The sequence below is a fragment of the Spirosoma soli genome, from assembly GCF_042684525.1.
Classification (GTDB): domain Bacteria; phylum Bacteroidota; class Bacteroidia; order Cytophagales; family Spirosomataceae; genus Spirosoma; species Spirosoma soli.
Genome location: NZ_JBHULN010000022.1, coordinates 96,508 through 116,252, shown reverse-complemented (window position 1 = coordinate 116,252; position 19,745 = coordinate 96,508). Strand labels below are relative to the sequence as shown.

15 protein-coding genes are annotated in these 19,745 nt (G+C 48.5%); 2 read left to right on the top strand and 13 right to left on the bottom strand.

The window, feature by feature from the left end; translation table 11 throughout:
- On the top strand, window positions 1-3,130 hold a 3,130-nt coding region (locus tag ACFSUS_RS25260), incomplete at its 5' end, for a PA14 domain-containing protein (protein ID WP_381527143.1).
- Between the two features lie 101 nt (window positions 3,131-3,231).
- Here ACFSUS_RS25260 and ACFSUS_RS25255 read toward each other — a convergent pair.
- The 13 genes from ACFSUS_RS25255 to ACFSUS_RS25195 all read right to left on the bottom strand — a co-directional run bounded on the left by ACFSUS_RS25255 (window position 3,232) and on the right by ACFSUS_RS25195 (window position 18,939).
- Complete coding sequence (locus tag ACFSUS_RS25255; protein ID WP_381527140.1) at window positions 3,232-3,924, bottom strand: DUF4369 domain-containing protein; 693 nt, start codon at window positions 3,922-3,924, stop codon at window positions 3,232-3,234.
- A 51-nt stretch (window positions 3,925-3,975) separates the two neighbouring features.
- Window positions 3,976-5,256 (bottom strand): rod shape-determining protein RodA, encoded by a 1,281-nt coding sequence (gene rodA / locus ACFSUS_RS25250; RefSeq protein ID WP_381527138.1) that lies wholly within the window; start codon window positions 5,254-5,256, stop codon window positions 3,976-3,978.
- Between the two features lie 104 nt (window positions 5,257-5,360).
- The gene (locus tag ACFSUS_RS25245; protein WP_381527136.1) at window positions 5,361-7,346 is read right to left on the bottom strand and encodes a penicillin-binding transpeptidase domain-containing protein; all 1,986 of its coding nucleotides are present in this window, start codon (window positions 7,344-7,346) and stop codon (window positions 5,361-5,363) included.
- A gap of 136 nt (window positions 7,347-7,482) precedes the next feature.
- Window positions 7,483-8,505 carry an SMP-30/gluconolactonase/LRE family protein gene (locus tag ACFSUS_RS25240; protein WP_381527134.1) on the bottom strand — a complete coding sequence of 341 codons (1,023 nt, stop codon included), beginning with the start codon at window positions 8,503-8,505 and terminating at the stop codon, window positions 7,483-7,485.
- Between the two features lie 170 nt (window positions 8,506-8,675).
- The gene (locus tag ACFSUS_RS25235; protein WP_381527132.1) at window positions 8,676-10,184 is read right to left on the bottom strand and encodes a carboxypeptidase regulatory-like domain-containing protein; all 1,509 of its coding nucleotides are present in this window, start codon (window positions 10,182-10,184) and stop codon (window positions 8,676-8,678) included.
- Between the two features lies 1 nt (window position 10,185).
- Window positions 10,186-11,595 (bottom strand): CsgG/HfaB family protein, encoded by a 1,410-nt coding sequence (locus ACFSUS_RS25230; protein ID WP_381527130.1) that lies wholly within the window; start codon window positions 11,593-11,595, stop codon window positions 10,186-10,188.
- A 38-nt stretch (window positions 11,596-11,633) separates the two neighbouring features.
- Window positions 11,634-12,056, bottom strand: a complete 423-nt coding sequence (locus ACFSUS_RS25225; RefSeq protein ID WP_381527128.1) for a curli production assembly/transport component CsgF — start codon at window positions 12,054-12,056, stop codon at window positions 11,634-11,636.
- A gap of 45 nt (window positions 12,057-12,101) precedes the next feature.
- Window positions 12,102-12,614, bottom strand: coding sequence for a CsgE family curli-type amyloid fiber assembly protein (locus ACFSUS_RS25220; protein WP_381527126.1), 513 nt, complete (start codon window positions 12,612-12,614; stop codon window positions 12,102-12,104).
- A 2-nt stretch (window positions 12,615-12,616) separates the two neighbouring features.
- Window positions 12,617-13,117, bottom strand: a complete 501-nt coding sequence (locus tag ACFSUS_RS25215; protein WP_381527124.1) for a hypothetical protein — start codon at window positions 13,115-13,117, stop codon at window positions 12,617-12,619.
- A gap of 125 nt (window positions 13,118-13,242) precedes the next feature.
- Window positions 13,243-14,238: a hypothetical protein gene (locus tag ACFSUS_RS25210; protein ID WP_381527122.1), complete on the bottom strand. Its 996-nt coding sequence runs from the start codon at window positions 14,236-14,238 to the stop codon at window positions 13,243-13,245.
- Window positions 14,239-14,420: 182 nt separating this feature from the next.
- Window positions 14,421-14,849 (bottom strand): curlin repeat-containing protein, encoded by a 429-nt coding sequence (locus ACFSUS_RS25205; RefSeq protein ID WP_381527120.1) that lies wholly within the window; start codon window positions 14,847-14,849, stop codon window positions 14,421-14,423.
- Window positions 14,850-14,908: 59 nt separating this feature from the next.
- A complete protein-coding gene (locus tag ACFSUS_RS25200) occupies window positions 14,909-15,484 on the bottom strand; it encodes a hypothetical protein (protein WP_381527118.1) in 576 nt (191 codons plus the stop codon).
- A gap of 974 nt (window positions 15,485-16,458) precedes the next feature.
- Window positions 16,459-18,939, bottom strand: a complete 2,481-nt coding sequence (locus tag ACFSUS_RS25195) for a TonB-dependent receptor plug domain-containing protein (RefSeq protein WP_381527116.1) — start codon at window positions 18,937-18,939, stop codon at window positions 16,459-16,461.
- A gap of 73 nt (window positions 18,940-19,012) precedes the next feature.
- On the opposite strand from ACFSUS_RS25195, the gene ACFSUS_RS25190 reads away from it, so the two are divergent.
- A complete protein-coding gene (locus ACFSUS_RS25190) occupies window positions 19,013-19,663 on the top strand; it encodes an oxidoreductase (RefSeq protein ID WP_381527113.1) in 651 nt (216 codons plus the stop codon).
- Window positions 19,664-19,745: the final 82 nt, after the last annotated feature.

The following is a 19,745-nucleotide window of genomic DNA, read 5'->3' as shown; positions in this document are numbered from 1 at the left end:
GCACTACTCGGCCAGTGGCAGCTTCATCGACCGCATCATGTATCTGCAGAACAACTACAGCTGCTACATCGACCAGAACAACCCCACTCGGGTCTTTGCCCAGTTTCTCGAGTTTGGCGTTGACTACGCCAAGCCCCTGGCGGCCAACAACGGCTCCTGGACGCTGCTCAAGAATTGGAGAGCTACTTTGCCAGCTAGTTACTTCGAGTTTCTTTCTATAAACCACACCTTCATTACTAACATCTTTAAGGACGTTCTTACCATGCCTAATGGACGTACCTATGGTTTTCTAAGACGCTTTACTGACAACAAATGGGTACTAGTCGAGCTCCCTAAAACAGGGCCACTCAGAGTTACGAACATAACCTTTGATGCTCAGTATTTGTATACGTATCATATCACCAGTGATGGCTCGTTGAAGCAGTCTATCAACAACCTTAACGGTACATCGGGAACAGTCAACTGGCAAACCCGGCCGCTAACGGGCTTCGATGCCAACAACGACCCGATTTGGGGGGCTCCCCAGGACTATGCCACCGCCCCCATTAACAGTGGCGAGGAACCGATCAACTGGTATGGAGGGCACTCGCGCACTGGTGAAACTACGTCATCAAACGTCATGATCACCTTCGATAACGGTAAAGTGAAGGGAGACGTGGGGGGCGGTTATCACCTGGGCGGTATACGAGTCAGGAATAATAAGTGGTTATGGAAAACGGCGCATGCTACCAGTCCTACTTATACAGGCAATTATCCGGATGACGGGGCCTACGACGTCGGTAACAGTGTGGAATACGCTGGCGGAGACATTACTGTGTTGGAACGAAACATCTTCTGGAACTACCATGGTGAATTCTGGAAAAATAGCCAGGTCAACAAATGGCAGCATGTTTATGACAACGGACTGCTGGTTGGTATTTTTGGTAAGACAGGGCCTGAAGCAGTAGCCGAAGCAGCAGACAAGGGTCCTGTACCGGGTATGGCAGGCAACGTACTTTCGGGTACAGTACTTAAAGCGCCTAATGGCAACGTTTACCTGTACCATGCAGAAGAATCAGGTTGGTCGGGTATACACCGTTGGCGGATTGATGGGCTTAACACGATTCAGGAACAAGTTATAGACGTCATTTTTAAAGCTTCTTCGACCCATGGCTTACTCGGTCAATACGTCGACGGCCGTGACCTGAACAACTTGAACGTAAAGGCAGTCCGTATTGACAAAACCGTTAATTTTTCCGAAGGAAATTTACCTTCAGGAACGAGTTTGTTTAACACCAACAACTTTTCGGTTAAGTGGACGGGCTTTATCCAGCCTACCTTCTCGCAGACGTATACGTTCTATACCAATACAGACCAGGGTGTTCGGCTATGGGTTGATGGCAAATTGTTGATTGACAAATGGAACAATACCAACTTGTCGGAATACAATGGCTCACTCGTACTTCAGGCGAATCAACGCTACGCTATCCGGTTAGAGTACCAGGGCGGTAAGCAGTTGTCCCTGAGCTGGGCAAGTAGCAACCTACCAAAGCAAGTTATCGACAGCCAATACCTTTATCCGAATTCGGCTGCTGATGCTTCTTCTGGCGTTGATCTTCTGGAAGGGCTTCAGACCAATAGTGTACTTACCGATGGCCTCTATGGATGGCGCCGGACTCCAACAGAAGAAGACAATACGGACCGCGAATGGAAGTACTGGACAGCTAAAACGAATATCAAGACATATCAGCCATTTCGTTCACCCGATTTGTATATGTATTTTCGGCAAGAGGTGGGCACTTATAAAGTAACCCGCGATCTCGGCTCGTCCACAAACTCACTTAGCAGTTGGAAATTCACGGGAGTAGTTAATCAGGATGGAAATTTCTTCAATATCGACGAAGGACAAAACCGCAATGGAGGCAGTGTTATTGAAGTACTTGATACTGATGGCAAAGTAATTACTCGTGTTTATCCTCAAGTTTTTTTAAATAGGCCAAACGCTCCGTCTGCCGTTTATGCTAACTCGCAAGTCATTGCTCAGGGAGAGTATTTTCGTGAGTTAGGGCCAATCTTTAGCCAATCGCAACCGCTTGAGATTAGTATGATTAACGGCACTGCTACCATTAAATACGGTCCTTACAACCCGGTAACAGTGCCAGTGTTCGACTCTTCGGCGAACTGGCAACGGCCTAAAACGTTACAGTTCAGGTTCTGGGGCAATGGCTACAATCTGTCTCGTATTATAGATGTTGAGCGTATGTATTTTTACGCTAGCAATTCTCCATCTCCATCCATCGATTTAGACCTTTCTTTACAAAGCAGCAAGCGTATAGTGCACATCGGCGAAACCGTGTCATTGTCGCTACGTATCAGGAATACTTACCAGGCAAGCCTCTCGGACAAGACCCAAGCTCGATGGACGTGCCGATTACCCGATAATCTGGAAGTAATTGGTAGCGGCTTAACGAATGCCGATAACGTGTTAATGGGCCTGGTGCAGAACTTAGGGACTCAGACTGACACTACCTTTATATTTTCGGCTAGGCCGTTAGCAGCTGGTAAGTATAAACTTGCGGCTCAGATAACGGCAAGCCTACCCGATCTTGATAGTACACCTAATTCAGGTACTGCCGATGGGGAAGATGACACAGGGGTGGTTGACTTTCGTACGTTTGAGCCGGGAGAAACCCTATTTTCGTCACCGAATCCGGAGCAACGCCCCTTACCACCCGTTGCTTCATCTCGGTTTGTTCTTGATTCCTCGAAAGTTGACTTAAACTTAACCGTTAGTTTGACCAACCGGACACCTAAAATCAACGAAATCATTACGTGCTCATTAGCCATCACTAATGCCGGACGAGTAGCGGCTAATGGGGTTTTGATCACAAATCAACTACCGGATGGACTGGCGTTTGTAGAAGGGGCTGGCTGGTCGGCAAACGGTACTAGACTGAGTTATACTGTTGGAAGCATCACGCCTGGTGCCACGGCTAAAGTCACGTTTCAGGCTCGGGTACTCTCCTCAGGCTACTGGGTTAATCAGGCCCAAGTTTATCAGGCGACGCCAGCCGACATTGACTCTACTCCTGGTAATGGCTTTACCAATGGAGAGGATGACCAGGCGCAAGTGGACTTACGCGTTAAATAACCCGGATGATTTTTAGTTGAATAAAGTAACGGCTATAGGAACAGCAGTAGGCGCTAGCTCAACTCTATCGAATAAATTTCAGGACGTCTATCATCAGATACCTAAGGCCGCATCATATAATCCGGATCGGTGATTGTGGCGCTTATCTGTTTGCCGAGCTCACTTTGCTGCAACGACGAAGAGAGCTCGGCAAACAGGCTCTGGGCACTTTTTCTCCCCATGTCTTTATAACAAGAAGCTAGCACATACAGGCCGGCCCAGGAATCATGATAGCTCTGAATGTATTCAGTTATGGCCTTCTGATGATTCATAAAAAGTGCGTAGGCTTCCTGATACAGCTGCGTAACGCGAGCCGTGTCTTTTTGATCTTGTGCCTTAAAGAAGAGTTCTCGATTAACTTTTACCTGCTGATCATAGGGAGCCTGAACGTTTTCCACAAAACTTCGCCACGCTTCGGTAGTCGGAGACCCTTCTACCGTTGACTTGTCTAATTCATTCGAATTGAGCAGCACAACAATGTCTTTGTCCCAGATAAAATAAAGCTGTCCGGCTACCTCATTCATGGACAAATAATAGCCCGACGGCTCTTTCAACACTCGTTTGAACGTGAAGAATTCAGTGGTCAGTTTAGCTGAATCGACAAGCTGGGGAGGCTGCCTCAACCCGCTCACCGAATACAAGTAAACCGTGCTGTTCAGATATCCGGCTATTTGGCCATGAAGTGTAGCCGTGGTCTGTGCGTTGCTGAAGACGCCAAGAAAACTTAACAGAAAAGAGAACACAGCACCTTTCATAGATAAGCAATCTTAAGTGATAGCCCGCGCAACAGGTAGGCTATGTGCTTTCTATCTCCGCATTAACGCCGTTCGGCGCGAGTCTAATTTAAGGAAAATAAACAGCAGGATGGAAAACGACCAGAGCGACGAACCACCATAACTAAAAAAAGGCAGCGGTATACCAATAACGGGCATCAGGCCAATGGTCATGCCGATATTGACCATAACGTGAAAGAAGATGATCCCCGCCACGCAGTAACCATACACCCGGGCAAACTTACTGCGCTGCTTTTCGGCCAGAATGACGATACGTGATAACAACCCGATAAACAGTGCGATCACGACCATGCTGCCAATAAAGCCGTGTTCTTCGCCAATGGTACAGAAAATAAAGTCGGTGCTTTGTTCGGGCACAAAGTCAAACTTGGTTTGTGTACCTTCCAGAAAGCCTTTTCCTTCCAGACGCCCGGAACCAATCGCAATTTTGGCCTGCGTTACGTTCCAACCCACGCCAAGCGGATCAATAGTAGGATCGACCAGTACCTTAATCCGGTTGCGCTGGTGTTTCTGAAGCACACTGTTGACAAAAAAATCAACCCCAGTTACCACAACCATCATCGCTATTCCTACCAACCCCATTGATATCAGATTGCTCGTTGTCCGATTGTAGCGCGGCATCAACAAAACAATAATCAATAGCAATACGACAATACCCGCAAAAATATAAAGCTTTGGAAAGATCAGCGCCAGTACAAATAGCGTAGCAATGGTGAGTCCAACCGCCGGAATCCAGCCCGGTAAGCCTTCCCGATATAGCATAATGACGAACGACGCGAACACCAGCGTTGAGCCTGTTTCGTTGGAGGCTAAGATCAGAATACAAGGCAGCACAATCAGGCCGCCGATATACATTAGGTCTTTCTGCTTAGACAAATTGATTCCCGGATTATCCAGATACTTAGCCAGGGCCAGGGCCGTCGCCACCTTAGCAAACTCGGCGGGCTGAATAGAAAATGACCCGAATTTGAACCATGAGCGGGAGCCGTTGACGTTACTACCTGCTACTAGCACGAGCAGGAGCATTAAAATCATGAATGCATAGAACAGGTAAGCAAACGAGTCAAAAAACTTATGATTGACAACCAGAATACAAATGACTAATACTACGGTAGTACCAATCCACATCATCTGTTTACCGGCATTGGTTGTCAGGTCAAACAAACTGGTATGATCTTCTGGGCTATAAACGGCAGCATATACATTAAGCCAGCCCATCGTTACGCAGCCGAAATACAGCACGAGCGTAAGCCAGTCAATGTTTTGAGAAAATGGATCGTTATTGCGTGACACAATGAATTATAAATTACGGGTTACGATGTACGAGTCATGAGTTACGATGGGTCGCTGATGCAGGTAGACAAATCGTAACTCATGACTCGTCATTCGTGAATCTATTAGTTTCCGCTTACGCCAGTCGTTGTAGTCGCCGACTTGGGTTTGGTCGATGTCATATACGGCTTAGGTGCCTCTGGCTTAGGAGATTGCGATTTAGGCGCTACCGGCTTTTGAGCCGTGTCTTTCTTCGGCGTTGGTGTCGGCTTGGGCTTCGTTAATGAACTAATGGGTGGCATGTAGTTCGAAGCCAGCACTTTTTCTTCCAACTTTTTAGCTTCCGTCTTCCGCTTCAAGTAACGTTCGGCTACCAAAGCGGCTACCGATGCCGCTGCAACCCCACCCCATCCGGCGTTTTCAACAAAAACAGCCACCGCAATCTTTGGGTCGTTCATGGGAGCGAATCCAATGAAAATAGAGTGGTCGAACTTGTGACCAAACTTGGCGTTCTGCGACGTACCCGTTTTGCCACACAAATCGATACCGGGAATATTCGCTAAGGCCGTTACGGTACCATTTGCTACGGCGCCCCGCATCCCATCAATAACGGGTAAGTAGTATTTATAGTCTATACCTGTCTCGTGCCGCTCCAGATACTCGGCAGGTACGCCAACACATGGCTTGTTAAACCCTTTGATATAATGAGGAGTAATGTACCAGCCTCGGTTGGCAATGGTAGCGGCTAAGTTGACGAGTTTAAGGGGGCTGATAAGCAACTCGCCCTCACCAATGCTGAGTGAATAAACGTTCGAAAACTTCCAGCGGAGCTCACCATGATACACTTTGTCATAGTAACTCACTGTCGGTAGGTTACCTTTCAATTCGCTGGGCAGATCGATACCAAGCTTCTGACCAATGCCGAACTTTTCGACCATGTCATGCCACTGCTGCAGGCCCACAGCCGACGCCCGAAACGTATTTGAGTTTCCGTTATGATAGATGAATTTTCGGAATACATTATAAAAATACGGGTTGCAGGAATACTGCACCGCCCCACGTAGGTTATTCCCCCCGTGGCAGTGGCACCGCATGGGCGAGCCGCCATGGCCGTACACCGTATTCGGAAACAATGACCCCTGCTGTTGGGCAATCAGCGCCTGAATCAGCTTGAAGGTTGACCCAGGTCGGTAACTAGCCATAATGGGCCGGTTAATGAGCGGTTTATAGGGATTCTTGATCAGCGCTCGATAATTCTTGGAGAAAAATCGGCTCGATAGCATATTAGGATCGTAAGTCGGTGCTGATACCGACACCAGAATTTCGCCGGTCGATGGCTCCACTGCTACCACGGCGCCAACCTTGTTCATCATGAGGCTGTCCGCGTAGCGCTGCACCTCCACATCTATTCCGGTGATGAGGTTTTGCCCGGCAACGGCGGCCGTATCATAAGCGCCGTTCTTCCAGGAACCTTTGTTAACCCCCCGGACATTTTGCATCATGAACTTAACCCCCCGTTTACCCCGGAGTTGCTCTTCATACTGCTCTTCTAATCCGTTGTGGCCTACATAATCGCCCTGCCGGTAATACGGAATATCTTGTTCTTCTAATTTTTTCTTGCTGATTTCGCTGACGTAGCCTAAGGCGTTGGCCATAGTATGGGCCGGGTACGTCCGCATGGAGCTGATAACTGGCTCAAACCCCCGATAGTCTACGAGTGCGTCCTGAATTCGGGCAAAGTCTTCTTTCGATAATTGCCGCAAGAACAGCGATGGCTTCACTGGGGAGTAGTTTTTGGCTATCCCCATGATGCTATCGAAGTCAGATAGCGTAATTTCCATCATCCGACAAAAAGCCGCTGTATCCGGAATCCTGACTTTTTTAGGTGTTACGTAAAGATCATACACCGGTGTGTTGTAAACGATCAGTTTGTTATTCCGATCATAGATCTGTCCCCGGTACGGTATTTCCACCACCCGCTTGATGGAGTTCTTGGAAGCACCCAGTGAATAGGTATCATCAATAACCTGCAAATAAAATAACCGGGCCAAATACGTTAGTCCAACCAAACAGAATATGCCGATAATGACCCACTTACGATTCTCTAACATGCTAACTATCCCCTTATAAGACAAGCTACGTCTTCTCTACAAAGTTAGGCTAATAACGATGAATTGTTAAGGATAGGTTGCAGATTCAAAGGGGTATTTTCATCATCGTTTAAGGTTCATATTCTATCCATCTTTTTTACCAACCTTTGGCGGTTGTTCTGATCCGGCAAAGGTACATGTCGGCCGTAATGTAAAGTGTGGAACCGTCGTCTCCCCAGGCGCAGTTAGCTGTAGCCCCCCCGATTTTAAGATGGCCTAAGAATTCACCGTCTGGTGAAAGCACAAGCACTCCGCCTGGACCAGTTGCCCAAAGATTACCCTCTCGATCAACCTTCATGCCGTCAAAACCACCTTGAAGACCCTGCTTTTTTAGACCATCAGCCCCAAACACGACACGCCCTTTACCCGCCGAACCGTCCGCCTGCAACGGGTACGCCATAATAACCGGCCGGTTGGGGTCGGACTGCGCTACGTACAGCGTTTTTTCGTCGGGCGACAGGGCTATACCGTTAGGGCGGGTTAATTCGTAAGTGATAACAGACACTTTACGATCAGGCGAAATTCGATAAACGCCAAAGCCTTCTGTTTCGCGACTTGAATCGTTTTCCTTCTTAGGCATCCCGTAGGGCGGGTCGGTGAAATAATAGCTTCCGTTGGAATGCGCCACTACGTCATTAGGGCTGTTGAATCGTTTCCCGTTAACGTTATCCGCGAGGGTTTGCTTTCCACCACTCCCATTGAGCGGCATGGCCGTTACCCGCCGATCACCGTGCTCGCAGGCAATGAGCCGCCCCTGCCGGTCAACGGTCAGCCCATTTGAACCAGGTTCGTCGCTGTAAGGCCCCAAACCTGTGTACCCCGACGGTTTCAGAAATGGCGTAACACCCGCTTTCTCGGTCCATTTGAAGATTATATTCTGGGGCACATCCGAAAACAGCAGAAAGCTCCCTTGACCATCGCCCCCGTTCTTCACCCAAACCGGCCCCTCCGTCCAGGCGAAGCCACTGGCCAACACTTCTATTTTAGCCTCTTTGGGAATCAGCTTATCGAAGCGCGGATCAATTCTAACAATTTGGCCTATTATGGGGTAATTGGGTATTTGAGTAACCGCATCGAAAGCCGTTAGCAACAAAGCTGGAAGTATGAGTTTAGCGTTCATAGCCATCAATCGTAGGAATACATAGCAACGTTACAAACGTTTGACGGCTCGTGCAAGACACGAAAAGTTCTGACACCGCCATCGCTACAAGAGGGGCGGTGCCAGATACTGCACTATTAGCTATAAAGTCTAATCGCGCCGGATTAGCCGTCCGGCGTGATTAGCCTACTTTATCGCCAGTACGGCATCTCTGCCGACGTAATGACCTGTGCACGGTTTCCTCCCGAGACATCGAGGATTATCATATTCCGCTGGCCAGTGCCGGTATTGTCGGTATTCGTGAATATGACCCTAGAGCCGTTGGGCGCAAACCGGGGCTCAATGTCGTTTGTACCGGCAGGCTTAACGTTAATATTTTGATTGTTAACCCTCAAAGTTGATAGTTCGACTAGTTCGCTGGTGGAAATAGTCAGTAAAAAAATTCGGGCATCGAGCTGGCGCCCCTGTTCGTTCTGAAAGTTGCTTATATCATAAGAGAACAGGAGCTGACGGCCATCGATTGAGAAAACCGGATTGCTTAATCGACCATCCGGCCGGCTCAAAACGGCATTGAGCGTACCTCCATCGGGAGAGAGCAACACGAATTTGTTATCGTACTGAGTACCGTTTGTTAGCCGGGCCACGATTCGATTACCGACGCCGGTCCAGTCGCAACCCGAAAACATCTGGCCAGCCGATGCTTGTCCCACCACACGCAACCCCGTGCCGTCGGTCCGTATGGCGTATAGTTTGTCATTGCCTGGATACAACAGCTGCGTTCCATCCGGCGACCAGCAGAACGACAGATCGGTTGCCGATAAGCCGGCAATAGGCACAGTCGTTACCCGGCGAACGTTACTACCATCCCGGTTCATTACGTACAGATGCAGGTCCGTTTCGGCATTTGAAATAAACGCAATTTCCTGCCGGTTTGGGCTAACAATCGGCCGCCAGTTACTGCCAGAGCTGGTTAGCTGAAGGGCGTCCTGGTCCGTAGTAGCCGTAAAAATCTGATAACGGCCTTCGATACGTCGGGCAAAAACGTAGGCGAAATCGGGGAAAGGTTGCGTCCGAAACGACCAGACATCGCTATTGACGGTGTTGACTCCATCCTTGACAATGACCTGCCAATAATAGGTAGCGTTATAAGCAAGGTTTTCAACGACCAGTGAATCCTGACGTAATCCCGTAAACGACCTTGTCGGCGTAGTGCTGCCCTCGCGAAACAGAAGTACGTCATACGTGAGCGTATCGCGGCCGGGATCGGTGGCTTTCCAGCGGAACGTTGTGCGAACTGACACCTGTGTGGCCCCTGATGCCGGGCTCGGTTGAGACGCAGGCGTTGGTGGCCGGTTCTGCGCCCGGTCATTCACCAGCAAAACTGTCACCACCGCAATCAGCGACTGGTCGGCTTCTACGGTCGCAACCTCTGCCCGGAAGCCTTCTTTCGTGACCTGAATGGTGTATTTACCAGCCAGTACACTGTCGAACCGAAAGTTACCCGTTGAATCGGTTTCGGTAATACGCCCGGATGGACTTAGTCGAACCAGCGCTTTACGAACCGGTTGTCGATCGGTGTTGAGTAGCACCTGCCCACGAACAGAGCCTATCTGGGTTGGCTCGATAAAGGTGTCTTCTTCGCACCCCCACAGAAAGATGGAGCTGACGAGTAGGATGAGTAGTATAGGTACGTATTTCATATCAGGGCTTTTTAGCAGTCTTAAGATTCGGGGGTGCAAAACGCCCGAGATTCAATACTACCCCTAAGGAAGCCCGCAGGTAATAGTCATTAAAACGACCAGCCGTCAGACCATCCAGCTCATCGGTTAGCGGCTGCGCATATTCCAGCGTCGTTCGGAGGCTAAACACTTTACCCGGTGTATATTGAAGCCCTGCACCCGTGTTAATTTTATAATAGCGGTTACCGCGCAATTCAAACGCCGTGCTGCCTCGTTGCGAGATCATCCCGACGCCAGCATAAAAAAATGGGGTTGTCCGTTGGAAGGGCAGCATCCGAAACAATACGTTGGCATCCAGCGTACCCACGTCCGTTTTGAACGCTCCCCGACTGGCCAATGTCCCCACGCCTGCGTTTAGCTGGAGGGCTACTTTTGGGGTGAAGTGGAAATCAAAAGAAGCTCCGTAACCGATTTGCAGCGTATGTCGGCCATAATCCCCTGAGTAGCGCCAGACGGACCCGTAGGGCTGAAGACACCAGAAGGGCGCGCTGACTGGGTTCTTTCGGACGCCATATACATCGGTTTCGCTCATAACGGTCTTCTCCTTGTCGAACGCGTCGAGCAACGTTTTCATCTGCGGGGCGGCCTTGTCACTAACGGCCCAAAGTCCGTCGCGAACTCCTTCCAGTACCAGCGAGTGAACCGCCTTTTCAATGGCTTCTGTTACGGCCATCTGCGCCGGTTCATTGGTGGTAAACCCCGTTTCTGCTTCGAGCAGCCGCTTAAAGCGGACGTAACGAAAAACGCCTGCATCAACTGACTGCGACAGAATTGTTTTAGAGGTATAGATTGTCTTAAGGATTTTGCCGGACTTGGTCGCCACAGCTCTGAGATACACCGTCACCCTATCCTGCCGGTACTGAGTTGAACCACCCATGGCGAAATAACGTAACCCGGCACCGCCCGTAATGATATTAGCATCGTATGACACCACGCCCCCTTCCAGAATGATACCCGCAAATAACAAGGGAGGGAGATTCTCGCCGTCTTTATACTGCGCTACGCTGGATCGGACAATCTTCCGTTCATTGAGCAGGTTCCCAACGTTTTCGCGCTCGATTGGCACAAACCATCCACTTTCCTCCAGTGCTTTTAGTAAGATGTTGGTCGTCCCCTGCGAAATAGCCGTTGAGAAGCCTGCGCCCGTTTCTGTCTGTTTATACTGGCCTGTCTGGTCCCGGAATTTGTACACGGCGGCAACCACTTTTTCCCTGGCCGGTGGCAATTGCCGCAAATCAGTAGTAACCGTTGTTTCTTCGCCCAGGCGTGCGGCCTGTGGGCGGGTTGGCTGATGAAAATACGAGCTACAGCCTGTTAGCCCTGAAGTCAGCACAAGCAGCCAGGGCGTAACTCTCCCTAGTAAGGTTTTCATGATAGGAAATAAAAAAGAAGTGGATAGAACCCGTCTGATCAGAAGTAAGGAACCGTTACCGTCGTTTCGCCCCCCTTGCCGTCTGTAATGCGGATCAGGATTCCGTCGGTGCCGTTGGTGATATCGACCTGGAAATCGCCGAACTTATACGTTCCTTCTTTAATTTCCTCTTCGCCGAATTGCTGGTTGATGAGGTTACTAGTAATTCGGCTCAACAGTTGCCGCTGCAAACTTTCGGCAAAATTATTCAGGGTTGACTGACTGCTATTCGTTGACGTCTGAGCGCGCTGAACAGTGGGATCTTTGAGCTTGTCCTGGGCTTGTGCTGAACTGAGCATCCAGGCATAGTTGAAGGTATTACCGCCAAAAGAAGGGTTGACGGGACGGTAAACGAGTTGCTGACCATAGGACATAGATAGACCCAGCAGGAGCCAGCAGCTCCAGTGTAGAACTTGTTTCATACAGTGTGAATGGGTTAAACTTTATAGCGTAAGAAGGGCACTCTATTAAAAAATACCTGACCCTTTCTGGTCATCACTACTCAGTTGCTGCTGAGTTTCTTTGTAATTGATAATGTACTGACGGATTGTTTCAACGGCGTTTAGCGCATACTCCTCAACTATGTCCTGGCGAGCCTGCACAAACTGCTGCCACAGCAGCAGGTCATTAACCGATACGGACACAACATTGCCAATGCCCGACGTAGAGGGTAGCTCTTCAATCGTGACCAGAAATACATCCAGTTCAAAGTCGATTGGCTTCTGCCCCAACTGGCTCGTATCAGCGGAAGCCGACACTGGTGCATTCACGTAAGCTTTGTAAAAGGTTTCGTAGAAATCGCGGCCGATCTTGCTGCGGGTATTATCCAGGAGCAGGCTCTCAGCTCCCTCTTCGGTCAGAGTTTCTTCCTGCAATACGGCATTCAGGTCAGCCATACCTTCTACGTCCGGGTCCTGCCCAAAACAAGAGCTCCCTATAACCATACCTAGCCAAACAGCAAGTAGTTTAAGCCCTGCCATTTTCATCGGACATTCGTTATTTGTACTTGCATGCCGCCTGACTGTTCTACTTTAATGGGTACGCCGGTAGCAAACGGATAGCCATCACTGCTGAGCCGGTTGCCATTACCACGTTGTAAAATGTCGAGCTGCTCACCATTGGTCTGTACGTTGCGAAGGTCCAGCGTATTGTTATTGCCAAGTTGCCCCAATGTAAACGTGTTCTGGTTGCCGTTCAATTCCAGACTAAGCTGGTTGTTATTGCCGTCTTGGCTAAAATTCAGCCGGTTACCAGCGCCCGACCCCGTTAGACGAACGCCGTTGTTCGTGCCCGTCTGGCTGATGTTGATATCGCCAAGTTCACCCGTTCCGGCCTGCCCAGCCGTCAACTGCGACAGAATTGCCTGCGTCTCGTCGGACAGTTGCACACCCGGTTTCCAGAGCGCTTCTGATGGAGTTTGGCCCTGAGCCCAACTCAGCACTGGGCAGAAGAAAGCAAGCAGCCAAAAAATACAGCGTATCATGAGCTAAATTGGGATGAAAAGCGTAGCGAACGGTTACCTTCATCAAGCAAGTGAACAAAACTCACAACCGGTCATTTACAACCGGTTGTGAGCTAGAAACAAACTAATCTACAATGCTACGCTGGTTAAGGAACAAGGGTACCACCGCCTGCTTGGGTTACGTTGGCAATGTTATTGGTACCCGTCTGGCCGAGTTGTATCACGCCAAATCCACCGGTTTGATTGCTCGTAAATTGGTTACCGTTACCGGATTGACGAGCATATTCGTCGCTTAGGCCTTGTACGGTGTTATTATTACCTGACTGCGTAATATTAGCCCGGTTCGAGTTACCGTCCTGCTGCGACATAGCGGCTTTGTTCAATCCGTTGCTTTGCGTAACAACAATCCGGTTGTCATACTCAGTTTGGTACGTCTTGACCTCATTAGCTCGGCCAGTTTGGTTGATCGACACATAATCATCTGTACCAAACTGTTGAACCAACGCCTTATGGTCACCAGCCGTCCCAGGTGTTTCACCTGCGGTTCCCTGATTAACATAGGCTTCGTTTGATAATCCGCTCTGCTCTACAGTTGCTGTATTCCCGTCCGTAAGCTGAGTTACATACCCAATCTGGTCCGTTCCACTTTGCGTGATAGTTGCGGTATTGGGACCGTAGTTACCGTTATCCATTGCACCAGGTGAACTTTCCCCAACAGTCGATCCATTTTGGACAATACTAGCCAGGTGATTTTGGCCAGACTGAGTAATCGTAGCCTGTCCGTCCCTTAAAGCTGACTGCTGGTCGATATAGGCTTCATGGCTGGAGCCAGTCTGATTTACAGTACCATCATTTGTATGACCCTTCTGTAGTATTCTCGCATAGTTATCCTGAGCCGCCCCACCAACACCCTGATTAATTATGGCATCATTCTCAAATCCAATGCCACTTCGGCCACCGTTGTTTTGCTGATCTATATCTGCAGTGTTATTGTGGCCAATTTGATTGGCTGTAGCGTTGCTGGTTCCTACTTGCGTGACATTCGCAGTATTACCTCCTGAACCGTCGCCGGTCTGATTAATAGTCGACGTATTTTTACTGTTTTGGCTGGGATTATTTCCCGCTGGATCACCAGCGGCCACCCAGGTTTGATTAACATTCGCCTGGTTACTGCCTACATTTTAGTTGACTGTTGACAGGTTATTCTGAGCATAAGCTGAGGCAATGGCGAGCAATGCTGCGCCGGTAAGGATTACTTTTTTCATTGTGAATAGAGTTTGTTAGTTTATAAATAGAAAAAATGGTGCGAATTAACTGAGTAAGCTTACGGCCGTTTACGCCGTTTCGTAGCGCGTGCCTTGCGGGTGGGTTGACTTTGGTGTGGGTGAGTCACCACCGTATTTTCGTTCGTGCCCGACGATTGGTTGATCGTCGTTGAGGAGTTACCATCCTGCCACAGTTCGACCGAGTTAGGGCCACTGTTGTGCTGGTTGATCGTCGTTTGGGTGTTGGGGTCCACCCGTAAGCTAACCTGGTTGCCTTCGTTAGAGCGGCTTTTTCGGGTTTCAGTTTTTCTGGTTTCGTCTATAGTTGAGGAGCTTTGGTTAATGACGATTGAGTTGCCCGAACCCGACTGCGACACGACGGCCCGGTTGCCCGATGGATCGCCCGACTGACTGATGGTTACGGAGTTCTGAGCAAAAGCCGCCGACGCTGATAGCATCGCCATACCGGCCAAAAATGTCTTTTTCATGGACGCGTTTGATTGATGTTAATACTGTTATTTATTCCACTTTGAAAGATATGAGCTGCCTAGCCACCCATCTGTATTACATTGAGTATATTACCAGAGCCAATTTGCCGGGCCGTAGGATCACCATTCACCCCTGATAATACATTCCCTTCTCCGGTCTGTAATACGTTTGCCATGTTGCTGCTCCCTTCCTGTTGTAGTTCAATGCGATTGTTGGTTCCGACCTGGCTATTCAGGGCCTGATTCCCGTTACCGTATTGATCAATCATCACTTTGTTATGGAAGCCATCCTGGTCTGCCTCAGTGCGATTGCCTTCACCCTGTTGATTGACATTCGTTATGCTTCCGCCATCAGCACTCCCTTTTTGCCGACTTGCTGTGTAATTACCGTTTCCCTCCTGGTAGATGATTATCTCATGCTCACGATTCTGTTGGCTTATCTGCACTTTATTCTGGTTACCTCGCTGAATTACATCTGCCTTGTTAGCTAGTCCGCTCTGGTTACTTGTTGTTTCGTTGTTCGCCCCGTTCTGACTCAGTACACTGATGTTCATTTGCGCCATTGCCATCCTGTGCGGAGCTAACCAAAACAGAAGAAGCACAATTACTCGTCCAAGCATTTGATAGTTAGCCATTAAAGCAGCGTAACCTGGTGAGATAGATATTACATTTAAATAGAATCTTGTTTTCATGTAAGTAATTACATGGATAACCTCCTACGTTTAGAACTTGATAGGCAGATTAAATAGATAAAATACCAGATACGCATTGAAATACCTGCCAGATACAGGCAATCAGGTAGCAACCGCTACATTATCCAAAAACAGTTTCCCACGAATTGTAGGTTTACTGTCCTAGAAATTATGAAGTGTGTAAAGAGACAGTGAACACTCAATGTGACTTCCAGCACATGGTGTTTTGTCGATGAGAGAGACCGAATTACCTGTAAGACTAATTCTTACCGACAGTCTGGGAACAGAAAACGAAGAATAGATTCTCATATTTATTATGTGGATAGAATAGCACTCAGCATGTTGGGCTTCAGGTCAATGACATCTCGCCGTCATATGCTTAGTACGCAACAAATATAGTAGTCAACAACACCATGTCAAGTATACACAATACTATAGGTTAGTTTCATGTATAGCGAGCCATCATATATTAATTAAATATAATCTCCCAAATATTATATATTGTTTCACTAATAGGTATACTTAAAATATAGTGATAATAAGTAGAAGTAGGGTAGTTATACTTAGTAATCTATTGAACATGTATTCTGGATAATGTTCACCTTTACATGTGAGTAAGTGAAAGACCAATTTTCAAAATTTAATTTTTTTTATAAATATATTAAGCGGTAGAAAAAATTATGCTAAATGACGACTACTCTTGAAAAAATTGAGTCTATCAATGGTGCATTTATACTAATCCGTAAGACAAGCTCATAAAAGATTGATTGGATCGCGACAACTCTATGCTATTTGACTCAGGCTCGACGCAACGCTTTTGCGTCGAGCCTGAGTATATACCGGGTCAAATAATAGCTCCATCGCTGATTTTTTATAGCCTCAACCCTGATTTACAAACGACCAGGCCTAGCTTTTTTCTACTCTACCCGTATTGTCTCACGCCCTACCCCTGGCATACCGCTGACGGTCAGCCCTTCCGCTTCAATACGTAGGTTAGTTTTCGCATCAGTTGTGTAAAACGAGACGGTTGCTTTACCCTCGGCGTTGGTTTGAATCATGGGTGCCCATAAGAGCGTAGTGCGATAATCGGGTCGAACGTGCTCAGGCTTTTTGACGTCATAGCGGGGAGCGTAGAATTCGCGCACGGGTGCATAGCCCGGCAGTTTAACCAGCAGAGAACCCGGTACGGCTTCTTTCGATAGATCATAATCGGGCGAACCTCGCTTGGTCAGAATTGAGATGACGCCCCCCGCTGCCTGGGAACCGTAGATGGCGGCCGATGCGCCTTTCAGTACGTCTACCCGATCGACATCCTGCACCGAGATGCTATTGATAGTCTCTAAACTGACCGGCATTCCGTCGAGCACGAATAACGGATCTATAGGTCCACCAAAATTAGCCGCTCCTCTAATATTCACGCGGGCGTTAAAACCAGACCCCGTTACCTGTACACCAGCTATACGTCCCTGAATGACATCCAGAACGGATAAGCGGCCGGCCGTACTGGCCTGATCGAATTTTACACTAGCATCGGGCGTGCCATAAATCGTGCGTGAGTCACGTTCGGGTGTCCGCCTGGCCTTTACCGTTACGGACTGTAATAGTACTTCACCGTTGCGTCGAATCTGACGTTCTATTTCCAGGTACTCGTTCGTACGTTTAATGAAGTCAGCTAATTCGTCGCTTCGGAACTCAAGGGGGTTGTAAGGCACCCGTATAACCGTAACGGGTGGCGTTAATAGTTGATCGAGGGTTATGGCCAGATCGCGGTTAGCCTTACCTTTCACGCCCTGAATCAGGACCGTTGTCGTATCTGAAAAATCAAGATCGTAAGCCGCATAGTTACCTTCTTCGTCGGTTTCACCAGTCAGAAAATCGCGCGTACTGTCGCGTCTGGCCAGCACAAATGTCAACCTCACTTTACCACCGATGCCTTTCTGATTCGGACGTACCACCCGCCCGGTCAATGAAAGCCCTCGTTCAACTGGGTATTTGAAGACCGGAGGAGTTTGGGCCAACACATCAGCCCAGGCAAAACGTCGCCAACCTTGGGTCATCAATAATAAATCGAGCTTCTGCCATCGGTCCTTGTTTGCTGGATTAAAGTAGTAAGCAGGCTGCTCAATAGTTCCGGTTAAATCAGACGATAACAGCAGATGCGATACAAGGGTAGCTTCGTTAGAATCGGCTTCCGGAGCGAGTTGGCTGTCTAAGGCTGCCAGCGATAGATTGGCCGGAACAGGTTTACCGGTGTTATCGGTGGTGGTGATCGCCAGATCGACCCGTTCCCGGTTTTTGTACGTTTTCTTTGCAGGTGTTAGTGCGATATTGATTTGTTCGTCCTTATTGACAAAAACCAATCGCTCCGATACTGGCTTATTAGTCTCATCAAACAAGGTGAGTTGCGTAACACCTTCAGGAAATTCTTTCCGGGGTAACGATACTGTCCCCATTTTCTTTGCTAACGGAACCTTGGCTATCTGTACAATTTGACCCCGTGTCTGAGCGACAAGCGTCATAGTAGCACCAGAGTCAGAGCTGATCTTATTATGACGCAGATAAACGCGGATGTATTCTTTATTGGTCAGGTTATCTACCTGCATGACGGCCCCCTTTGGCTGTGCTGTTGGCAAAGGATACGGCGTAAGCGTCCCGTTCCCAACCCGAATAAAAGCCGTGTATGCCTGACCAGCCTCCGGCTTTAGCGGAAAATAGCCCATACCCAGATGCGTACTGGTGAATCCTATTACTGTATCTTTTTTCGTATCGAGAACAAATCCTTGTACGGCCACGCCTTGCCCAGATGCATCGACCGCTTTGAACGCTATCCGACCATCTAAACCTTCTATTAACTGGCCACCCTCGGGTAAAAATTGAACATCTGGCCGACCGGCGTTGGGCATTGCGGGTCCACTACCCGCTGGTTTAGCAACGGCTCCGTCTGGTCGTAGGATAGTTATTGTCTTGGTAAAGAAATAGGCATCGGAGTAGTTACGCATATAACTCGTGTAAGCCCTAAGCTGATACGTACCCGACGGCAGCGAATCGGGCAAGGCAAGCTGCCCGGGTGCATAACCTTCGGTTGCTCGCAGTTGCAGCCGTAATTTAACGCGTTTGGCACTGGGGTCTATCAGATCGACATAAATGACCCGGCTAATTGTATCGGCTTCGTGAGTGGTTCCGTTTATAACATATCCCTTCATCCAGATTGTTTCGCCAATGAGGTAAGCGTCACGATCAGTATGAACATAAACTTTCTCGATAGGACGCTGTTGATTGTAAGTTCTGAACAGATCGACTATTCGTTTGCTGAAGTCGTCGTTGACCGAAAAAGCGGTTAATAAACCGGTACCGAAGATTAAGACTAGGACGTAAATAGGAGAAAAGGCAGAACGCATAGAATAGATTTCGAGGTTGAGTGTCTTCGGTTGTTGATGGAGCGACTAATTTAGCGAAAATACCCTCTTTGACATGACAGTACCCACGTATAAAACGGCGCTGGTTATCGGCGCAACAGGTCTGATTGGCGATTTACTTACCCATCGCTTAGTAGACTCTCCTATTTATGAAAAAGTGAAAGTGTTGGTACGAAAGTCATTGAGTTGGCAGCACCCCCGCTTGCAGGAAGTCCAGTTTGACTTTGATCATCCTAATGGTTTACTGACGCAAGCCGATGACGTTTTTTGCTGTTTGGGTACGACAATGAAAAAAGCCGGATCTAAAGAAGCGTTTCGGAAAGTAGATTATCAATATCCAATGGACGTTGCCCGTTTAAGCTTAGCAAACGGAGCTCAGCAGTTTGCTATCGTTACGGCCATGGGGGCCGACACAAAGTCTTCCTTTTTTTACAATCGGGTAAAAGGGGAAGTAGAACGCGATTTAGCAGCATTGAACTATCCGACATTACTCATTTTTCGTCCCTCTCTGCTACTCGGTAACCGGGGCGAAAATCGCTTTGGAGAGCGGTTGGCAGAGGGTGCCATGCGGTTATTTAATCCGCTTATCCCCGCTAAGTACAAGGGTGTCGAAGCCGCCAAAGTAGCCAACGCTATGCTCGAAACAACCCAACGTAACCTAAAGGGCAAACACGTATTTGAGTCCGACAAGCTACAGGATTTTTAATTACTGGTCTTTCAGGGGTAACTAATAAGCATAAGCAGCAAACTGCCTCAGCCTTAGAACATAAAAAACGGCGTGCAAGCCT